The following is a 14,465-nucleotide window of genomic DNA, read 5'->3' as shown; positions in this document are numbered from 1 at the left end:
CCGCGCGGCATCACGGGTTAAACTCTCGGCAAACCACGCCTTTAATGCATTGCCGGCGAGGCTTTCGATGCCCGCATGAGTCTCTCGATCGTTTGTTTGCGACAGCACCTGCATCGGCCTGCCGCCCTGGCCACGGAGTCCCACTTGATGAATGGCGGTTTCCTACGTCCAGCCTTCCGTCTTTTGTTTCTGGCCGTTCTTGCGGCCTTGATCGCCATAACGTCGGGGTGCAGCCTGTTCGGACCCACCGAACAGCCGCCCGCGCCCATCAGCGAAGCGACGGTGACGCTGCTGAACGTCCCCGCGCCCGTCGCCGCATCCGAGCCTGAGCCCGAGCCCGTCGAAACCGTCGAGCCGAAGGAACCGAAGAAGCCGCGTCCCCCTGTCGTGCGTCCGCGCAAGCCGGAACCGCCGCCGCCCGTCGTCGCGCCCCCGCCGCCGCCTCCGCCGCCCGCTCCCGCGCCGATCATCACGACGCGCGTGATCGAGCGCAGCGCGACGCACGGCCTGCTCGACAGCGAAGTGCAGAAGAACGACGGCAAGGTGCTCGGCCGTGCCGTCGACATGACAGCGGACGCGAGCGGCACGCCGCGCCTGATGATCGTGAACCTGCAGGGCTTTCTCGGCGTCGGCGACCGCAAGGTCGGATTTCCGTGGACGGCGTTCCGCTTCACGCCGAACGCGAAAGGCGCGCCGATCACGATCACCGTGCCGCCCAACCAGCTGGCGGCGACCAGCCAGCCGAAGCCGTCGGCCGCGCTCGCGACACCGCTCGCCGCCGTGACGGCCCCGCCCGCCGTGCCGCCCGGCCAACTGGAGCTGATGGACGCGGATGTCGAGCGCCCGAACGGCGGCAAGGTCGGCCGCGTGATCGACGTGCTGATCGACGCGAATGCGCAGCCGCAGGCCGTCGTGCTCGACGTGAGCGGCATCATCAGCCCCGATCGCCGGATGATCGCCGCGAACTGGTCGGCGCTGCGCTTCGTCACGAAGGACAAGACGCTGCGCCCGTTGATGGACCTCAATGACGCGCAGATCAAGGCGTCGCCATCCTACGAGACGGACAAGCCGATCCACGCCGTTTCGCCCGCACCGCCTCCAGCCCCCGCGCCTGCCGCGGCGGCTGGCCCTTCGTCGTCCGCTGCGGCGGCATCAACCGCACGCAATTCACGATGACGAGCCGTCTCATGGTCAACGCACGCAGTCTCCGCGCCCTCGACTGGCTCAACTTCTTCGTCGCCAACGTGCAGACGGGATTCGGGCCGTTCATCGCTTCGTATCTCGCGTCGCACAAGTGGACGCAGGGTGAAATCGGACTCGCCCTTTCCATCGGCACGATCAGCGCGATGGTGAGCCAGGTGCCGGGCGGCGCCGCCGTCGACGCGCTGCGCAACAAGAAGGCCGCGGCCGCCTGGGCGATCATCGCGATCATCCTGAGCGCCGTGCTGCTCGCGGCGAGCCCGACCGTGCTGCCCGTAATGGCCGCCGAAGTTTTTCACGGCTTCGCGAGCTGCATGCTCGTGCCGGCGATGGCAGCCATCTCGTTCGCGCTCGTCGGACGGCACGATCTCGGCGACCGGCTCGGACGCAATGCGCGCTGGGCATCGATCGGCAGCGCCATCGCGGCGGGCTTGATGGGCCTGTTCGGCGAGTACTTCTCGGCGCGCGCCGTGTTCTGGCTGACGGCCACGCTCGCGGCGCCCGCTCTGATCGCGCTGTCGATGATCACGATGCCGTCGCACCACGCGCCGGCGCACGTGCCCGCGAAGAACGATTCCGACGAGCACGAAGAGAAGGAGTCGATCCTCGAACTGCTGCGCGACAGGCGCATGCTGGTGTTCGCGGCGTGCGTCGTGCTGTTCCACCTGTCGAACGCGGCAATGCTGAACCTGGCAGCAGGCGAAGTGACGGCGGGCATGGGCGACAACGTTCAACTCGTGATCGCCGCCTGCATCATCGTGCCGCAAGCGATCGTCGCGATGCTGTCGCCGTGGGTCGGACGCACGGCAGAGCGCTGGGGACGCCGCCCTATCCTGCTGCTCGGCTTCTCCGCTTTGCCGTTGCGCGCGCTGCTGTTCGCGGGCGTGAGCAGCCCATATCTGCTCGTGCCCGTGCAGATGCTCGACGGCGTGAGTGCCGCCGTGTTCGGCGTGATGCTGCCGCTGATCGCCGCCGACGTCGCGGGTGGCAAGGGCCGCTACAACCTCACGATCGGCCTGTTCGGTCTCGCGGCGGGGATCGGCGCGACGTTCTCGACGGCACTCGCGGGTTTCATTGCCGACCGCTTCGGCAGCGCAATCAGCTTCTTCGGACTCGCGGGCGCGGGTGCGCTTGCGGTGCTGCTCGTGTGGGCCGCGATGCCCGAGACGCGCGTTGCGAACGACGATCTGCAGACGAAGCCGGCGCCGTCCGACGAAGGACCGTTCAAGCGGGCGAAGTAACGTAGAAGCAACGTCGACGCGCGGCTTCAGCCGCGCTTCGATCAAAATCTCGATGCGGGTCGGCAGATTTCACGCGCGGCGGCGCTTCCTCGCAGCCGCGATGGATGGCATCGGAATCGGCACACTGCCCGTCATGCCCTCGTCGATCAGAAAGTCGCGAAACAGGCTGGCGACGCGCGGCAAGCGCTTATCCGATACATGCATCACATACCAGTCGCGCTCGATCGGGTTGTCGGGCAGCGGCAGCAGCGCGAGCAGCCCCGCCTGAAATTCCAGCGTGCACGCGTGCAGCGACAGAAACGAAATGCCGAGGCCCGCTTCCACCAGTTGCTTGATCGCTTCGTTGCTCGACAGCTCCGAGCCGATATGAATCTTGTGCCCCGCCTGACGGAACAGATTCTCGACGGTCGAGCGTGTACCCGAGCCGCGCTCGCGCACGAACAGGTTCGCCGACTCCAGATCGCCGAGCGTCAGCCGCTTCTTCTTCATCAGCGGATGTGACGGCGACGCGACGAACGCCATCGGATGCTTCGCGAATGCCGTGGCGACTGTGCGCAACTCGCGCGGCGGACTGCCCATTACGGCGAGATCGATTTCGTGCGTCGCGAGCATGCGAATGATGTCCGCGCGGTTGCCGACCTTGAACTGCACCTTCACCTGCGGACGCGCCTCCGTGAAGCGCACGAGAAACGGCGGGATCAGATATTCGGCCGTCGTGATCGCGCCGATGCGCAGCGTGCCGCCCTGCTCGCCGTGCAACGCGGCGAGATCGTCGGAGGCGCCGTTCCACAAATCGAGAATCTCCAACGCATAGCGCGCGAGGATTTCTCCCGCCGCCGTCAGTTGCACGCCGCGCCCCACGCGCTGCAAAAGCGGCGCGCCCGCTGCCTCTTCGAGCAGCCGGATTTGCAGCGATACGGCGGGCTGCGTCAGGCGCAACTCTTCCGCCGCGCCCGACACGCTGCCGAGCTTCGCCACCGTATGAAGCGCCTTCAATTGACGAAATGTCGCCACCTTTAACATAAGTCGGAACCTATATGTTTCGTACAAACATTAAATTGTGCTGCTGTTTTACCCGATTCTATACTCGACCTCAATGATGAAGTTGCCGCATGAATCGAATTGAAAACGTTCAGGAGAGTACACGTCATGGCCTCGATCGATCGACACACAGCAAGCAGCACGCACTACGCGTCGCACCGTATCGTCATCGTTGGCGGCGGCGTCGGCGGACTGGGACTCGCGACGCGGCTCGGCGAATCGCTCGGCAAGAGCGGACAAGCGCGGATCGTTCTCGTCGACCGTTCGCCGACGCACTTCTGGAAGCCGCTCCTGCACGAAGCCGCATCGGGGCAGATCGATCCCGCCACGCATCAGCTGCAATATGCGGTGCAGGCGCGGCGTCATGGCTTCGAGTTCGAACAGGGTTCGCTGCAATCGCTCGATCGCGCGCAGCGCCGCATCACGATCGGCGCGACGCGCGACGCGGACGGCCGCGAAGTGCTGCCCGAGCGCGACATCGCATTCGATACGCTCGTGCTCGCGATGGGCAGCGTGACCAACTATTTCGGCGTGCAAGGCGCGGCCGAGCATGCGCTGCCGCTGGAGTCCGTCACGCATGCGGAATCGTTTCGCCGCAAGCTGCTCGATGCGTGCACGCGGGCGAATCACGCGCGGCGCGTGAGCGGCGCGCAACACGTGCAGCCTGTGTCGATCAACATCATCGGCGCGGGCGCGACGGGCGTCGAACTCGCCGCCGCGCTGCGTGACAGCATCCGTTTGATGCACCGCTACAGCCTCTTCGCACTCGATCCCGAGCGCGACTTCTGCATCAGGCTGATCGAAGGCACCGATCGCGTATTGCCCGCGTTGTCGCAACGCATTTCGGCGCGGGCGCAGCGGATACTCGGCGGGCTCGGTGTCGACGTGCTCACGAATACACGCATCACCGAAGTGCGCGAAGCGGCCGTGCGCACGCACGACGGCAAGCAGCTCGCAAGCGATATCGCGATCTGGACGGCAGGCATAGCAGGGCCGCCCGTGTTGCGCACGCTCGACGGCATCGAGGTGAATCGCAACGCGCAGGTGCTCGTGAGTCGCACGCTGCAAACGACGACGGATGCGAACGTGTTCGCGCTCGGCGATTGCGCGGCCTGTCCGTCACATGCGGATGGCTTTCTCGCGCCGCGTGCGCAGGTCGCGCATCAGCAGGCGATGTTTCTCGCCCGCGCGCTGAAGTGCCGTGTCGGCGGTGAAACGCTGCCGGAGTTCACGTATCGCGATGCGGGCACGCTGGTCGGCTTCGGCGATGTCGGCACGATCGGCAGCCTGAGCGGGTTGCGCGAGCGGCCCGTGTTCGTCGACGGCTGGTTCGCGACCGTCGTCTACCGGCTGATCTATCGCCGGCACGTGATGACGCTCACCGGCTTCGCGCGCATGACGCTCGATACGGCGAGCCATTGGCTGCGCCGCCGCGTGCACCCTGTGATCCGGCTGCATTGAATCTCGCGCGAAACGAGGGAATGCAGGCGGTCAGTCGAGAAACTCGGCGGACCGCTTGCGCAGCGCCGCGCCAAAATCATCGAGCCAGCCGATCGACAGACGCCAGCTTTGCCAGTACAAGTCGACGTCGAGATGCTTGCCCGGCGCCATGTCGATCAACTCGCCGCTTTCGAGCTGCGCGGCAATCATCCGCTCCGGGCACATGCCCCAGCCCAGGCCCGTCGAGCATGCGCGCAGAAAGCCGGAGACGTGCGGAATCCAGTGCGTCGGCGCGTCGAGTTCGGCGCGCGTGATCTTGCGCACGAAGCGCTTTTGCAGCTGATCCTTCGGATTGAAATCGACGCACGGCGCACGGCGCAACGTATCGCGCGCGACGCCTTCGCTGAAATAGCGCTCGAAATATGCTGGCGTGCAGACGGCGAGATAGCGCATCCTGCCGAGCCGCGTCGAACGGCAACCCTGCACGGGCTCCGATTGCGTCGTCACGGCCCCCTGCACGCTGCCGTCACGAATGCGCTGTGCCGTATGGTCCTGATCGTCGATCACCAGATCGAGCAGCATGCCGCGCCCGGCGCAGAAATCCGCAACGGCATCGATGAACCACGTGCCCACGCTGTCGTCGTTCACGGCGACGCGCAACGTCGGCCACGGCTCGAGCAATGCGCCCGGCAGATCGGGCACGCGGCCCGTGAGTTCGGCTTCGAGCAGTTGCACGCGCTCCGTATGCCGGCACAGCAGCGCGCCCGACGTGGTCGCCGTGCACGGCTGCCCGCGCTTGACGAGCACGCTGCCGACGCGCTCCTCCAATAGCTTCACGCGTTGCGATACAGCCGAAGGCGTCACGTTGAGCGCCGTCGCCGCGCGATCGAACGAGCCGTGGCGCACGACGGCCGCGAGCGCATCCAGCAGTGCATAGTCGAGCATTAGCGCTCCTTAATCGACATTACCGAAATTAGCTTCTCTTATTTTAACGATCGCGGCACACTTGCGCCACGCGACTTACTCATCTCCCCAAAAACATCATGAACTGGCTGGCTTTTTCACATGGCGCCGCGTTGTGCGCGTCACTCATCGTCACTATCGGCGCGCAAAACGCATTCGTGCTGCGTCAAGGCATCATGCGCTCGCATATCGGCAAGATCGTGTTGCTGTGCACGCTGTCTGACTTTCTGCTGATCGGCGCGGGCGTCGGCGGCGCGTCGGTGCTCGTCGAGCGTTATCCGACTTTCATCCACGCGCTGCTGTACGTGGGTCTCGCCTATCTGGCGTGGTTCGGCATCAGCGCGCTGATGCGCGCGCTGCGCCCCGGACATGCCGTGCTCGACGCCGATTCGAAAGGCGACACCGCGCCTCCCGTGCAACGCGCATTGCCCATCGTGATGATGACGCTCGCGTTCACGTGGCTCAATCCGCACGTCTATCTGGATACGTTTTTGCTGATCGGCACGGCGGGCGCCCGCGAAGCGCAAGGCACGCGCGCCGCGTTCGCCATCGGCGCGATGACCGTCAGCGCCATCTGGTTCGTTGCATTGGGCTATGGCGCGCGAGCCCTCGCGCCGCTCTTCAGGCGCGCGGCCGCGTGGCGCGTGCTGGATGGCGCGATCGGCAGCATGGTGTTGCTGCTGGCCGTCACGCAGTTGCGCTAGGGCCGCTGACGTGTGCCGGATTGCGTCGACTGACGCGCCGGCTCTTCAACGTTCGAATCTCACCTTCGTGGGCCGCGCGATGTCTTCGAGGGCTGCGCTGCCCACGCCCACTGTCTGCAACGCGCCATCCGTCACGTAGGGCTCCAGGCCCAGCGCGGCGATCTTCAGCGCGATCTCGCGGCGGCGTGCTTCCTCGTGCGGCGGACAATAATCGATTGAAATGACGGGCAGCCTGTAGTGCTCGCATATCGTGCGCGCCTGGTCGAGCAGCCATTCGCGGTCGTTGTCGGGCACTTCGCCATAGCGCTGGTTCGTTTGATCCCACCGGCCGAACAGCGATTCGAACGCGACGGCCGCGACCTGATCGTGCACGTGCGGCAGGATCTCAAAGCCGCGATTCAGGATCAACTGTGCCTGCGGATAGCGCGCCTTCAATGAGCGCAGCACCGCGATCAATCCCGCCTGCTGCCGCGCCCGCTCGTTATCCGTCTTCGCGACGAGCTGATACGAGTCGAGCGTGTCGAGAAAAAAGCCGCGATAGCCACGCTCCCACAGCGGCCCGACGATCTCGCCGACAAAGAACTCGGGCCAGCCAGCCGCTGTCTGATCCACGACCGTCGACGCCCATACTTCGTTGCGGCCTGCAAACCACTCCTTCGGCATTTTCGCGTAATACGCGCGCTGCTTCGTCACCTCGCCGACGCTCACATACGCATACGGACAGTGCGCCGTGTGCGCGAGCGGATCGAATCCGCTATCGGGTTCGAGCACGACGGTATCGAACGGCTCGAACAGCTCGGCCTGCACGCTCGTGCCGTAGAAGAACGCGACCGACCCGATGCCCGTCGCCGAAACCCGCTTGCACGCGGTAATCGCGGGTCGCAGCCATCCAACCGACAACAACAGTATCGCCACCACCACGCAGGTGATAACGACCCATGAAATTCCGATCTGAGCGAGAAAATGGGCTGTCATGAGCCGACAATTGCAAATGGGCCACCAGGCTTCCTATGATGGCATGATGGGCACGGGTGTTGCTCCATGCCGTGACGGCGGCGCCTGTGTCTGCCGGCGCGGTTTCCGCGCATCGGTCGATCGCTGCATCGACCTGTCCAGCAATCCAACGATGGAGATTGCCATGCTTCGATACGCTGCCATCTTTTTCGTCATTGCCATCATCGCGGCCATCTTCGGATTTGGCGGTATCGCCGCCGGCGCTGCCGAAATCGCGAAGGTGCTGTTCTTTATTTTTATCGTGATCTTCCTCGTGACGCTGCTGATGGGCGTAATCAGACGCTGAGCGCGCATACCTTTTGTTCCGGCAAACGGCTGATCGTGGTGCTTGCAAATTGTGCTCGGCACTTTTGCAATAGTTGCCGACAGCCGTTTGCGGCTGCTTTTCGTGAGTCGCCTTGCCTGTCCTGAGCATCCGCAACGCGCCAGGAGGCGCTAACGCGGATGCCAGCAAAAGCGCCCAGGCGACACATCGCAGACGAGCAAACGCTCAAGTCCCCGCACGAGACTCCAGCGCGTTCAACGCTTCGTGAAGCTTCTGCGCGCGACTCTTCTGCGCAGGAATGCGCGCAGCCGCATTGACGTCGTCCACGCGCTTGCGCCAGTAAGAAAGCGGAATAGGCTCCGCACCGGAAATGCGCACCAGGACATGCTCGAGATGCTCGAGATCCGACTCAAGCTGATGATGGTTCATGCCTTTCCCCGATTGCACAGTCCGCCTGGCTCACCCCGTCATGCTGTCGCGGCAGTGTCGAATTGATATGTGCTGAGGCGGGCTCTCGCGCGCTCAAGCCATCGCGGCCCTCGAACAGACTATGAACGGACAATATGACAACTTGACCAACACGTCGGCAAGTCCAGCGTTGTCCGCCGTTGTGTATTCGAGGAATCCTCACAGCTTTCACGCGCTCGTCAAACTGACGCTTTTCGCGCAAGCCGCGCGCGTAGCGTTCACTGCGGCATGCGGCGCTAGCGGCGCTCTTTCGATGAACGTTCGATAAGGCCGATATCCAGTTCTTCGCAAAGGAAGGTTTGCAATGCATCCACAGCGGCGCTCTGCGCGCCCGCCACGTGCCGAGTGAAAAGGCCGAGGTCTGCTGCGGGCGGCTCGGGCAAGCCGTCGGCGGCGCCGAGCACGCGCATCGATTCGTAGCGGATATTGCCTTCGAGCAGCACCGATACGCCCAGCCCCGCTTCGACGGCCGACTGCACGGCAGGCAGGCTCGTGCTCGTGCAGACGACACGCCACGCGATGCCCGCGCGCCGCAAGATCGTCATCACCTGTTGCTGCCACAGGCATGTGCCGCCGAAGGCGACGAGCGGCAGCGGCGCATCGCGCCCGGCCACATAGCCGCGCGCGCCGACCCAATAGAGCGGCAGGGTCCACGCGACGAGCGGCGTCGCATCGACCATCGCCGGATCGCCGACGAGCACGTCGAGCGCGCCATCGGCAAGACGCTGCGACAGCGCCGCGCTCGCATCGACGACGATCTCCAGCGCGACCTGCGGATGCGCGGCCGAGAAACGCCGCAGCGCGCGCGGCAAGCGGCCCACCGCGACGTCTTCGAGCATGCCGAGACGCACGGTGCCTGCCACATCGCCCGCATCGAGCGCACGGCGGGCATCTTCACCCGCGCCGAGAATCGCGTGCGCGTAAGGCAGCAGCCGATGGCCCGCCTCCGTCAGGCGCACGCCGCGCGGCGAACGCTCAAGCAGACGCTGGCCGATGTCGTCCTCCAGACGGCGCAGCTGCATGCTGACGGCCGCCTGGGTTCGCGAGAGACGCGCAGCGGCGGCACTGACGCCGCCCGTCTCCGCGACCGTCACGAAGGCTCTCAGAAGACTGCTGTCGAAGTCACGCACTATTAGTGTCCGTGATAGTGGCATAAGAAATATCAGCTTATCTTAACGCTCGTTTCGCCGATATGATGGGATCTGCCGTTCTTCCGCCGATTTATGCCCGCTGCGCGCCCATTGAAAACAACCCATGAAAGACTCCACGCTCGCCGATCCCGCCGCATTCGACGCGTCGCCATCTTCTTGCGCGCCGACTGAGCCCGCGCCGGCCGCACCTACGACGGCCGCACCGAAACGCCACGTCGGCGTGGCGGCGCTGCTCGGCTTGCTGTCGATGTCGTGCGTGCAGTTCGGCGCCGCTCTGTCTGCGCCGACGATGGACGCATTCGGCGCATTCAGCACGACCTGGTTGCGGCTCGCGTGGGCGGCGGCTGTTCTCGCGCTCGTCGTGCGTCCGCGGCTGCGCCGCTACTCGCGCGCGCACTGGATCGCGGCGGGCGTGCTCGGCGTTGCGATGGCAGGCATGACGTTGTGCTTCTTCTCGGCGATCGAGCGCATTCCGCTCGGCCTCGCCGTCGCAATCGACTTTCTCGGCCCGCTCACCGTCGCGACGCTGGGCGTGCGGCGTCTGCGCGCGCTGTTGTGGCCGCTGCTCGCCGTCGCGGGCGTGCTGCTGCTCGCGCATGACCGCGCGGGCTGGATCGGCGAGCCGATCGGCATGCTGCTCGCGGCGGGCGCGGCGTGCGGCTGGGGCAGCTACATCGTGTTGATGAAAAAGACGGGCGCGCTCTTCGACGGGCTCGAAGGACTGTCGGTGTCGTTGATCGCGGCGGCGCTCGCCGCGACGCCGTTCGGGCTCACCGAGCACGGCCTGCACATCGCATCGACGCAACTGGCCGCGACGGCCGGGCTCGCGCTGCTCGTGCCGCTTCTGCCCTACGCGCTGGAGATGATCGCGCTGCGGCACATGCCCGCGTCGTCGTTCGGCATTCTGATGAGCATCGAACCGGCGATCGGCGCGCTCGCGGGCTTTGTCGTGCTGCATCAGCCGATGACGGCGCTGCAACTCGCGGGCACGCTGTTCGTCGTGAGCGCAAGCGTCGGCGTAATTGTCACGTCGAGATGAGGCGCTGCGCTGACGCTTCGCATCGACGGTCTACAATCGACGGATCACATTCCGACCATCGAGGACGGCATCATGACCGACGACGAACGCGCAATCCGCCAGCTGATCGACACATGGCTCGCCGCCAGCAAGGCAGGCGATACGGCAACCGTGCTGAGCCTGATGACGGACGACGTCGTCTTCATGGTCGCGGGCCAGAAGCCTTTCGGCAAGGCCGCGTTCATGGCGGCATCCGAAGGACAGAAGAACATCGACATCGACGGCAAGAGCGACATTCTCGAGCTTCAGGTGCTGGGCGACTGGGCATTCTTGCGCACGCATCTCGAAGTCACGATCACGCCGAAGGACGGCTCGCCGCCGATGCGCCGCGCCGGCAACACGCTGACGATCCTGCGCAAGGAAACCGACGGCCGCTGGCTGCTCGCGCGCGACGCCAATCTGCTCGTGCCGCAGCAGTGACCTGGACGACCGCTACGCGAGTCGCGGCAACGACGGCTCACTTCTCCCAGGGCACGCGCCGATCCGCGTCGAGTCTGCTGTAGCGTCCGAGCGCCTGCCGCACGGTATCGCGCGAAACCACGCCCTCGTCGGCCAGCGATTTCAGCGCCGCAATCGCAATCGACACACGATCCACCTCGAAGAACGCGCGCAATGCCGCGCGCGTATCGCTGCGCCCGAAGCCGTCGGTGCCGAGCGTCACGTAGCGGCGCGGCACATACGCGCGAATCAACTCGGGCACGGCGCGCACGTAATCGGTCGCCGCAATGACGGGGCCGCGCGATGCAGCGAGCGCCGATGTCACATAAGGCGTCGCCGTGTCCCCGTCAGTATCGGCATCGAACAGGCGCTCCGCGCGCTCCGATGACACGCCGTCGCGATGCAATTCGGTGAAGCTCGTCACGCTCCACACGGCCGCGTCGATCTGCCAGTCGTCCTTCAATATGCGCGCCGCCGCCTGCACCTCACCGAGTATCGCGCCCGAGCCGAGCAACTGAACCTGCGCCGTTTCGAGCGCCGCGGCATCGAGCGGATACATGCCCTTCAGCACGCCGTTGCGCAACTCGTCGATGGGCGTGGCTGGCAATGAAGGCTGCGCGTAGTTTTCGTTCGTGACGGTGAGGTAATAGAACACGTCGCGCTGACGCTCGATCATCTCGCGCATGCCTTCGTCGACGATCATCGCGATCTCGTATGCGAACGCGGGATCGTATGCACGGCAGTTCGGCACCGTCGATGCCGCCAGATGGCTCGTGCCGTCCTGGTGCTGCAGGCCTTCGCCGCCGAGCGTCGTCCGGCCCGCCGTCGCGCCGATCAGAAAGCCGCGTGCGCGCTGGTCGGCGGCGGCCCAGATCAGATCGCCGATGCGCTGGAAGCCGAACATCGAGTAGTAGATGTAGAACGGCAGCATGGGGAGATCGTGCACGCTGTACGACGTCGCCGCCGCGATCCACGACGACATCGCGCCCGCCTCCGAAATGCCCTCTTCGAGTATCTGGCCGCGCGTGTCCTCTCGGTAGTACAGCATCGAGCCCATGTCTTCCGGCTCGTACAGCTGGCCGAGCGGCGAATAGATGCCGACCTGGCGGAACAGGTTAGCCATGCCGAACGTGCGCGCCTCGTCGGCGACGACGGGCACGATGCGCGGCCCGAGCGACGTGTCCTTCAAGAGACTGCCGAGCATGCGCACGATCGCCATCGTCGTCGACATCTCCTTGCCGTTCGCGTCCAGCGCGAATTGCCCCCAGGACGGCATCGCGGGCACGGTCGGCGTCTGCGATGCCGCTCTCCGCCTTCTGGGCAGATAGCCTCCCAAGGCAGCCCGGCGCGCATGCAGGTACTGCATTTCCGGGCTGTTTTCCGCTGGCTTGTAGAACTTGAGCTGCTCGACCTCGTCATCGGAGAGCGGCAAACGGAAACGATCGCGAAACGCCTTCAATTGCTCGACGTCGAGCTTCTTCTGCTGATGCGTCGTCATGCGCCCCTGGCCGATCGAGCCCATGCCGAAGCCCTTCATCGTCTTCGCGAGAATCACGGTGGGCTGGCCGCTGTGCTTCGATGCGCGCTCATACGCTGCATGCAGCTTGCGCACATCGTGGCCACCGCGCCGCAGGCGGTCGATGTCGTCGTTGCCCAGATGCGCGGCGAGCGCGGCCAGCTCGGGGTTCTGGCCGAAGAAGCGTTCGCGGTTGTAGGCGCCGTCGTTGGCCGAGAAGGTCTGGAACTGGCCGTCGACGGTATGCGCGAACGCGCGCAGCAACGCGCCCGTGCGATCGCGCGCGAACAGCGCATCCCAGTCCGAGCCCCACAACACCTTGATCACGTTCCAGCCCGCGCCCGTGAATTGCGCTTCGAGTTCGTCGATGATGCGGCCGTTGCTGCGCACGGGACCATCGAGCCGCTGCAGGTTGCAGTTGATCACGAACACCAGGTTGTCGAGCCGTTCGCGCGCGGCGAGCGACAGCGCGCCGATCGATTCGGGCTCGTCCATCTCGCCGTCGCCGAAAAAGCCCCACACCTTGCGGCCTTCCGTCTTCAGCAGACCGCGATTCTGCAGATAGCGCATGAAGCGCGCCTGGTAGATCGCGTTGATGGGCCCGATGCCCATCGATCCCGTCGGGAACTGCCAGAAGTCCGGCATCAGCCACGGATGCGGATACGAACACAGCCCCGGCCCGGAGATCTCGCGCCGGTAGTGCTCGAGATGCGTCTCGCTCAAGAAGCCTTCGAGAAACGCGCGCGCATACACGCCTGGCGACGAATGCGGCTGGAAGTAGACGAGATCGCCGCCGCGCGCATCGTCCGGCCCACGAAAGAAATGATTGAAGCCGACTTCGAACAGATCCGCCGCCGATGCATAGCTCGCGATATGACCGCCCAGCTCGCCGTACGCGCGATTGGCGCGCACGACCATCGCCAGTGCGTTCCAGCGCAGCGCGGCGGCGAGCCGTTCTTCCGTGTCGAGATCGCCGGGATAAGGCGGCTGCTGATCGACGGGAATCGTGTTCGCGTACGGCGTGACGCTCACGCGCGCCGACGCGACGCCGTTCGACAGCGCATGCGCGGCGAGCCGGTCGAACAGATACTGCGCGCGCCCGATGCCGACATGCTGCACGACGCCATCCAGCGCGGCGAGCCATTCGGCCGTTTCCTGCGGGTCGCTGTCGACGCGTGCTTGAGTGAGGGCTTGAACGGGTTGAGCACCGCTCGATAAATCGGTCATGGCGCGACTCCGGCAGAAAAGAGGCGTGAAAGCGGAATGTCAAAACGACTCGGCAACATCGAATCAGCTTACCCATGCAATCACAAAATGTGCGTCTCTTTTGCTCGCTTTCGCGCTTTCATATAGTGTATTTATTCCTGAAATACGGCCCCATATGGAATGTTTACACTATGACATCCGAAGCCAGATCCACCACCGCGCGGCGACTCGACCGTATCGACATCGCCATTCTCCAGCAGCTCCAGCAGAACGCGCGCATCACGAACGCGGAGCTGGCGCGCGCCGTCAACCTGTCGCCGACGCCCTGCTTCAACCGCGTGCGCGCGCTCGAAAAGCTCGGCCTCTTCCGCCAGCAGGTCACGCTGCTCGACGCCGAGGCGCTCGGGCTGCGCATCAACGTGTTCATCCAGGTGAGCCTCGAAAAGCAGGTCGAAGACGCGCTGCGCCGCTTCGAACAGGAAGTCGGCGAGCGGCCCGAGGTGATGGAGTGCTATCTGATGACAGGCGACGCCGACTATCTGCTGCGCGTCGTCGTGCCTGACATGCAGGGCCTCGAACGCTTCATCGTGCAGTGGCTCACGAAGATTCCCGGCGTGTCGAACATCCGCTCGAGCTTCGCGCTCAAGCAGGTGCGCTACAAGACGGCGTTGCCGCTGCCCGTCGCGGGCCTCACGCTCGCCGCCGATGACGATGCGCCGCGCGAATGGGCGTGAGGAAGA

General features: G+C 65.1%; 14 protein-coding genes. 8 read left to right on the top strand and 6 right to left on the bottom strand.

What is annotated here, in order from left to right; all coding sequences use genetic code 11:
* Positions 1-147 precede the first annotated feature (147 nt).
* Positions 148-1,176: a PRC-barrel domain-containing protein gene (locus GCT13_RS20315; protein WP_152760944.1), complete on the top strand. Its 1,029-nt coding sequence runs from the start codon at positions 148-150 to the stop codon at positions 1,174-1,176.
* Positions 1,173-2,441, top strand: a complete 1,269-nt coding sequence (locus GCT13_RS20310) for an MFS transporter (RefSeq protein WP_152760942.1) — start codon at positions 1,173-1,175, stop codon at positions 2,439-2,441. Before GCT13_RS20315 ends, GCT13_RS20310 begins: the two co-directional genes overlap by 4 nt.
* A gap of 69 nt (positions 2,442-2,510) precedes the next feature.
* Here the strand turns inward: GCT13_RS20310 and GCT13_RS20305 are convergent, their stop codons facing one another.
* Positions 2,511-3,464 carry a LysR family transcriptional regulator gene (locus tag GCT13_RS20305; RefSeq protein WP_152760940.1) on the bottom strand — a complete coding sequence of 318 codons (954 nt, stop codon included), beginning with the start codon at positions 3,462-3,464 and terminating at the stop codon, positions 2,511-2,513.
* 126 nt (positions 3,465-3,590) lie between these two features.
* Here GCT13_RS20305 and GCT13_RS20300 point away from each other — a divergent pair, with 126 nt between their 5' ends.
* Positions 3,591-4,943, top strand: a complete 1,353-nt coding sequence (locus GCT13_RS20300) for an NAD(P)/FAD-dependent oxidoreductase (protein ID WP_152760938.1) — start codon at positions 3,591-3,593, stop codon at positions 4,941-4,943.
* Positions 4,944-4,973: 30 nt separating this feature from the next.
* On the opposite strand, the gene GCT13_RS20295 is transcribed toward GCT13_RS20300, so the two are convergent.
* The gene (locus GCT13_RS20295; protein WP_152760936.1) at positions 4,974-5,867 is read right to left on the bottom strand and encodes a LysR family transcriptional regulator ArgP; all 894 of its coding nucleotides are present in this window, start codon (positions 5,865-5,867) and stop codon (positions 4,974-4,976) included.
* A 98-nt stretch (positions 5,868-5,965) separates the two neighbouring features.
* Here GCT13_RS20295 and GCT13_RS20290 point away from each other — a divergent pair, with 98 nt between their 5' ends.
* Complete coding sequence (locus GCT13_RS20290) at positions 5,966-6,589, top strand: LysE/ArgO family amino acid transporter (RefSeq protein ID WP_152760934.1); 624 nt, start codon at positions 5,966-5,968, stop codon at positions 6,587-6,589.
* A gap of 45 nt (positions 6,590-6,634) precedes the next feature.
* Here GCT13_RS20290 and GCT13_RS20285 read toward each other — a convergent pair whose 3' ends face one another.
* Positions 6,635-7,564 carry an endo alpha-1,4 polygalactosaminidase gene (locus GCT13_RS20285; protein WP_152760932.1) on the bottom strand — a complete coding sequence of 310 codons (930 nt, stop codon included), beginning with the start codon at positions 7,562-7,564 and terminating at the stop codon, positions 6,635-6,637.
* Between the two features lie 163 nt (positions 7,565-7,727).
* Between GCT13_RS20285 and GCT13_RS20280 the strand changes: the two genes are divergently transcribed.
* The gene (locus GCT13_RS20280; protein ID WP_007590496.1) at positions 7,728-7,889 is read left to right on the top strand and encodes a DUF1328 family protein; all 162 of its coding nucleotides are present in this window, start codon (positions 7,728-7,730) and stop codon (positions 7,887-7,889) included.
* A 204-nt stretch (positions 7,890-8,093) separates the two neighbouring features.
* On the opposite strand, the gene GCT13_RS20275 is transcribed toward GCT13_RS20280, so the two are convergent.
* Both GCT13_RS20275 and GCT13_RS20270 read right to left on the bottom strand, forming a co-directional pair.
* Positions 8,094-8,297, bottom strand: coding sequence for a hypothetical protein (locus tag GCT13_RS20275; protein ID WP_152760930.1), 204 nt, complete (start codon positions 8,295-8,297; stop codon positions 8,094-8,096).
* 275 nt (positions 8,298-8,572) lie between these two features.
* Positions 8,573-9,490 carry a LysR substrate-binding domain-containing protein gene (locus tag GCT13_RS20270; RefSeq protein ID WP_152760928.1) on the bottom strand — a complete coding sequence of 306 codons (918 nt, stop codon included), beginning with the start codon at positions 9,488-9,490 and terminating at the stop codon, positions 8,573-8,575.
* 100 nt (positions 9,491-9,590) lie between these two features.
* Here GCT13_RS20270 and GCT13_RS20265 point away from each other — a divergent pair, with 100 nt between their 5' ends.
* Both GCT13_RS20265 and GCT13_RS20260 read left to right on the top strand, forming a co-directional pair.
* Positions 9,591-10,526: an EamA family transporter gene (locus tag GCT13_RS20265; RefSeq protein WP_152760926.1), complete on the top strand. Its 936-nt coding sequence runs from the start codon at positions 9,591-9,593 to the stop codon at positions 10,524-10,526.
* A gap of 72 nt (positions 10,527-10,598) precedes the next feature.
* Complete coding sequence (locus GCT13_RS20260) at positions 10,599-10,985, top strand: SgcJ/EcaC family oxidoreductase (RefSeq protein ID WP_152760924.1); 387 nt, start codon at positions 10,599-10,601, stop codon at positions 10,983-10,985.
* Positions 10,986-11,022: 37 nt separating this feature from the next.
* On the opposite strand, the gene mdeB is transcribed toward GCT13_RS20260, so the two are convergent.
* Complete coding sequence (mdeB, locus tag GCT13_RS20255; RefSeq protein ID WP_152760922.1) at positions 11,023-13,746, bottom strand: alpha-ketoglutarate dehydrogenase; 2,724 nt, start codon at positions 13,744-13,746, stop codon at positions 11,023-11,025.
* A gap of 170 nt (positions 13,747-13,916) precedes the next feature.
* On the opposite strand from mdeB, the gene GCT13_RS20250 reads away from it, so the two are divergent.
* On the top strand, positions 13,917-14,459 hold the full coding sequence (locus tag GCT13_RS20250; protein WP_152760920.1) for an Lrp/AsnC family transcriptional regulator: 543 nt from the start codon (positions 13,917-13,919) through the stop codon (positions 14,457-14,459).
* Positions 14,460-14,465: the final 6 nt, after the last annotated feature.

It is taken from the genome of Paraburkholderia franconis, from assembly GCF_009362735.1.
Taxonomy (GTDB): Bacteria; Pseudomonadota; Gammaproteobacteria; order Burkholderiales; family Burkholderiaceae; genus Paraburkholderia; species Paraburkholderia franconis.
Note: the sequence above shows the minus strand (reverse complement) of the source record. Positions and strands in the feature narration are given on the sequence as shown.

What these genes read in the sequence shown, in the direction of transcription:
- GCT13_RS20315 (WP_152760944.1), top strand. Translation starts at nt 148, where the DNA reads ATGAATGGCGGTTTCCTACGTCCAGCCTTCCGTCTTTTGTTTCTGGCC.
- GCT13_RS20310 (WP_152760942.1), top strand. Translation starts at nt 1,173, where the DNA reads ATGACGAGCCGTCTCATGGTCAACGCACGCAGTCTCCGCGCCCTCGAC.
- GCT13_RS20305 (WP_152760940.1), bottom strand. Translation starts at nt 3,464, where the DNA reads ATGTTAAAGGTGGCGACATTTCGTCAATTGAAGGCGCTTCATACGGTG.
- GCT13_RS20300 (WP_152760938.1), top strand. Translation starts at nt 3,591, where the DNA reads ATGGCCTCGATCGATCGACACACAGCAAGCAGCACGCACTACGCGTCG.
- GCT13_RS20295 (WP_152760936.1), bottom strand. Translation starts at nt 5,867, where the DNA reads ATGCTCGACTATGCACTGCTGGATGCGCTCGCGGCCGTCGTGCGCCAC.
- GCT13_RS20290 (WP_152760934.1), top strand. Translation starts at nt 5,966, where the DNA reads ATGAACTGGCTGGCTTTTTCACATGGCGCCGCGTTGTGCGCGTCACTC.
- GCT13_RS20285 (WP_152760932.1), bottom strand. Translation starts at nt 7,564, where the DNA reads ATGACAGCCCATTTTCTCGCTCAGATCGGAATTTCATGGGTCGTTATC.
- GCT13_RS20280 (WP_007590496.1), top strand. Translation starts at nt 7,728, where the DNA reads ATGCTTCGATACGCTGCCATCTTTTTCGTCATTGCCATCATCGCGGCC.
- GCT13_RS20275 (WP_152760930.1), bottom strand. Translation starts at nt 8,297, where the DNA reads ATGAACCATCATCAGCTTGAGTCGGATCTCGAGCATCTCGAGCATGTC.
- GCT13_RS20270 (WP_152760928.1), bottom strand. Translation starts at nt 9,490, where the DNA reads ATGCCACTATCACGGACACTAATAGTGCGTGACTTCGACAGCAGTCTT.
- GCT13_RS20265 (WP_152760926.1), top strand. Translation starts at nt 9,591, where the DNA reads ATGAAAGACTCCACGCTCGCCGATCCCGCCGCATTCGACGCGTCGCCA.
- GCT13_RS20260 (WP_152760924.1), top strand. Translation starts at nt 10,599, where the DNA reads ATGACCGACGACGAACGCGCAATCCGCCAGCTGATCGACACATGGCTC.
- mdeB (WP_152760922.1), bottom strand. Translation starts at nt 13,746, where the DNA reads ATGACCGATTTATCGAGCGGTGCTCAACCCGTTCAAGCCCTCACTCAA.
- GCT13_RS20250 (WP_152760920.1), top strand. Translation starts at nt 13,917, where the DNA reads ATGACATCCGAAGCCAGATCCACCACCGCGCGGCGACTCGACCGTATC.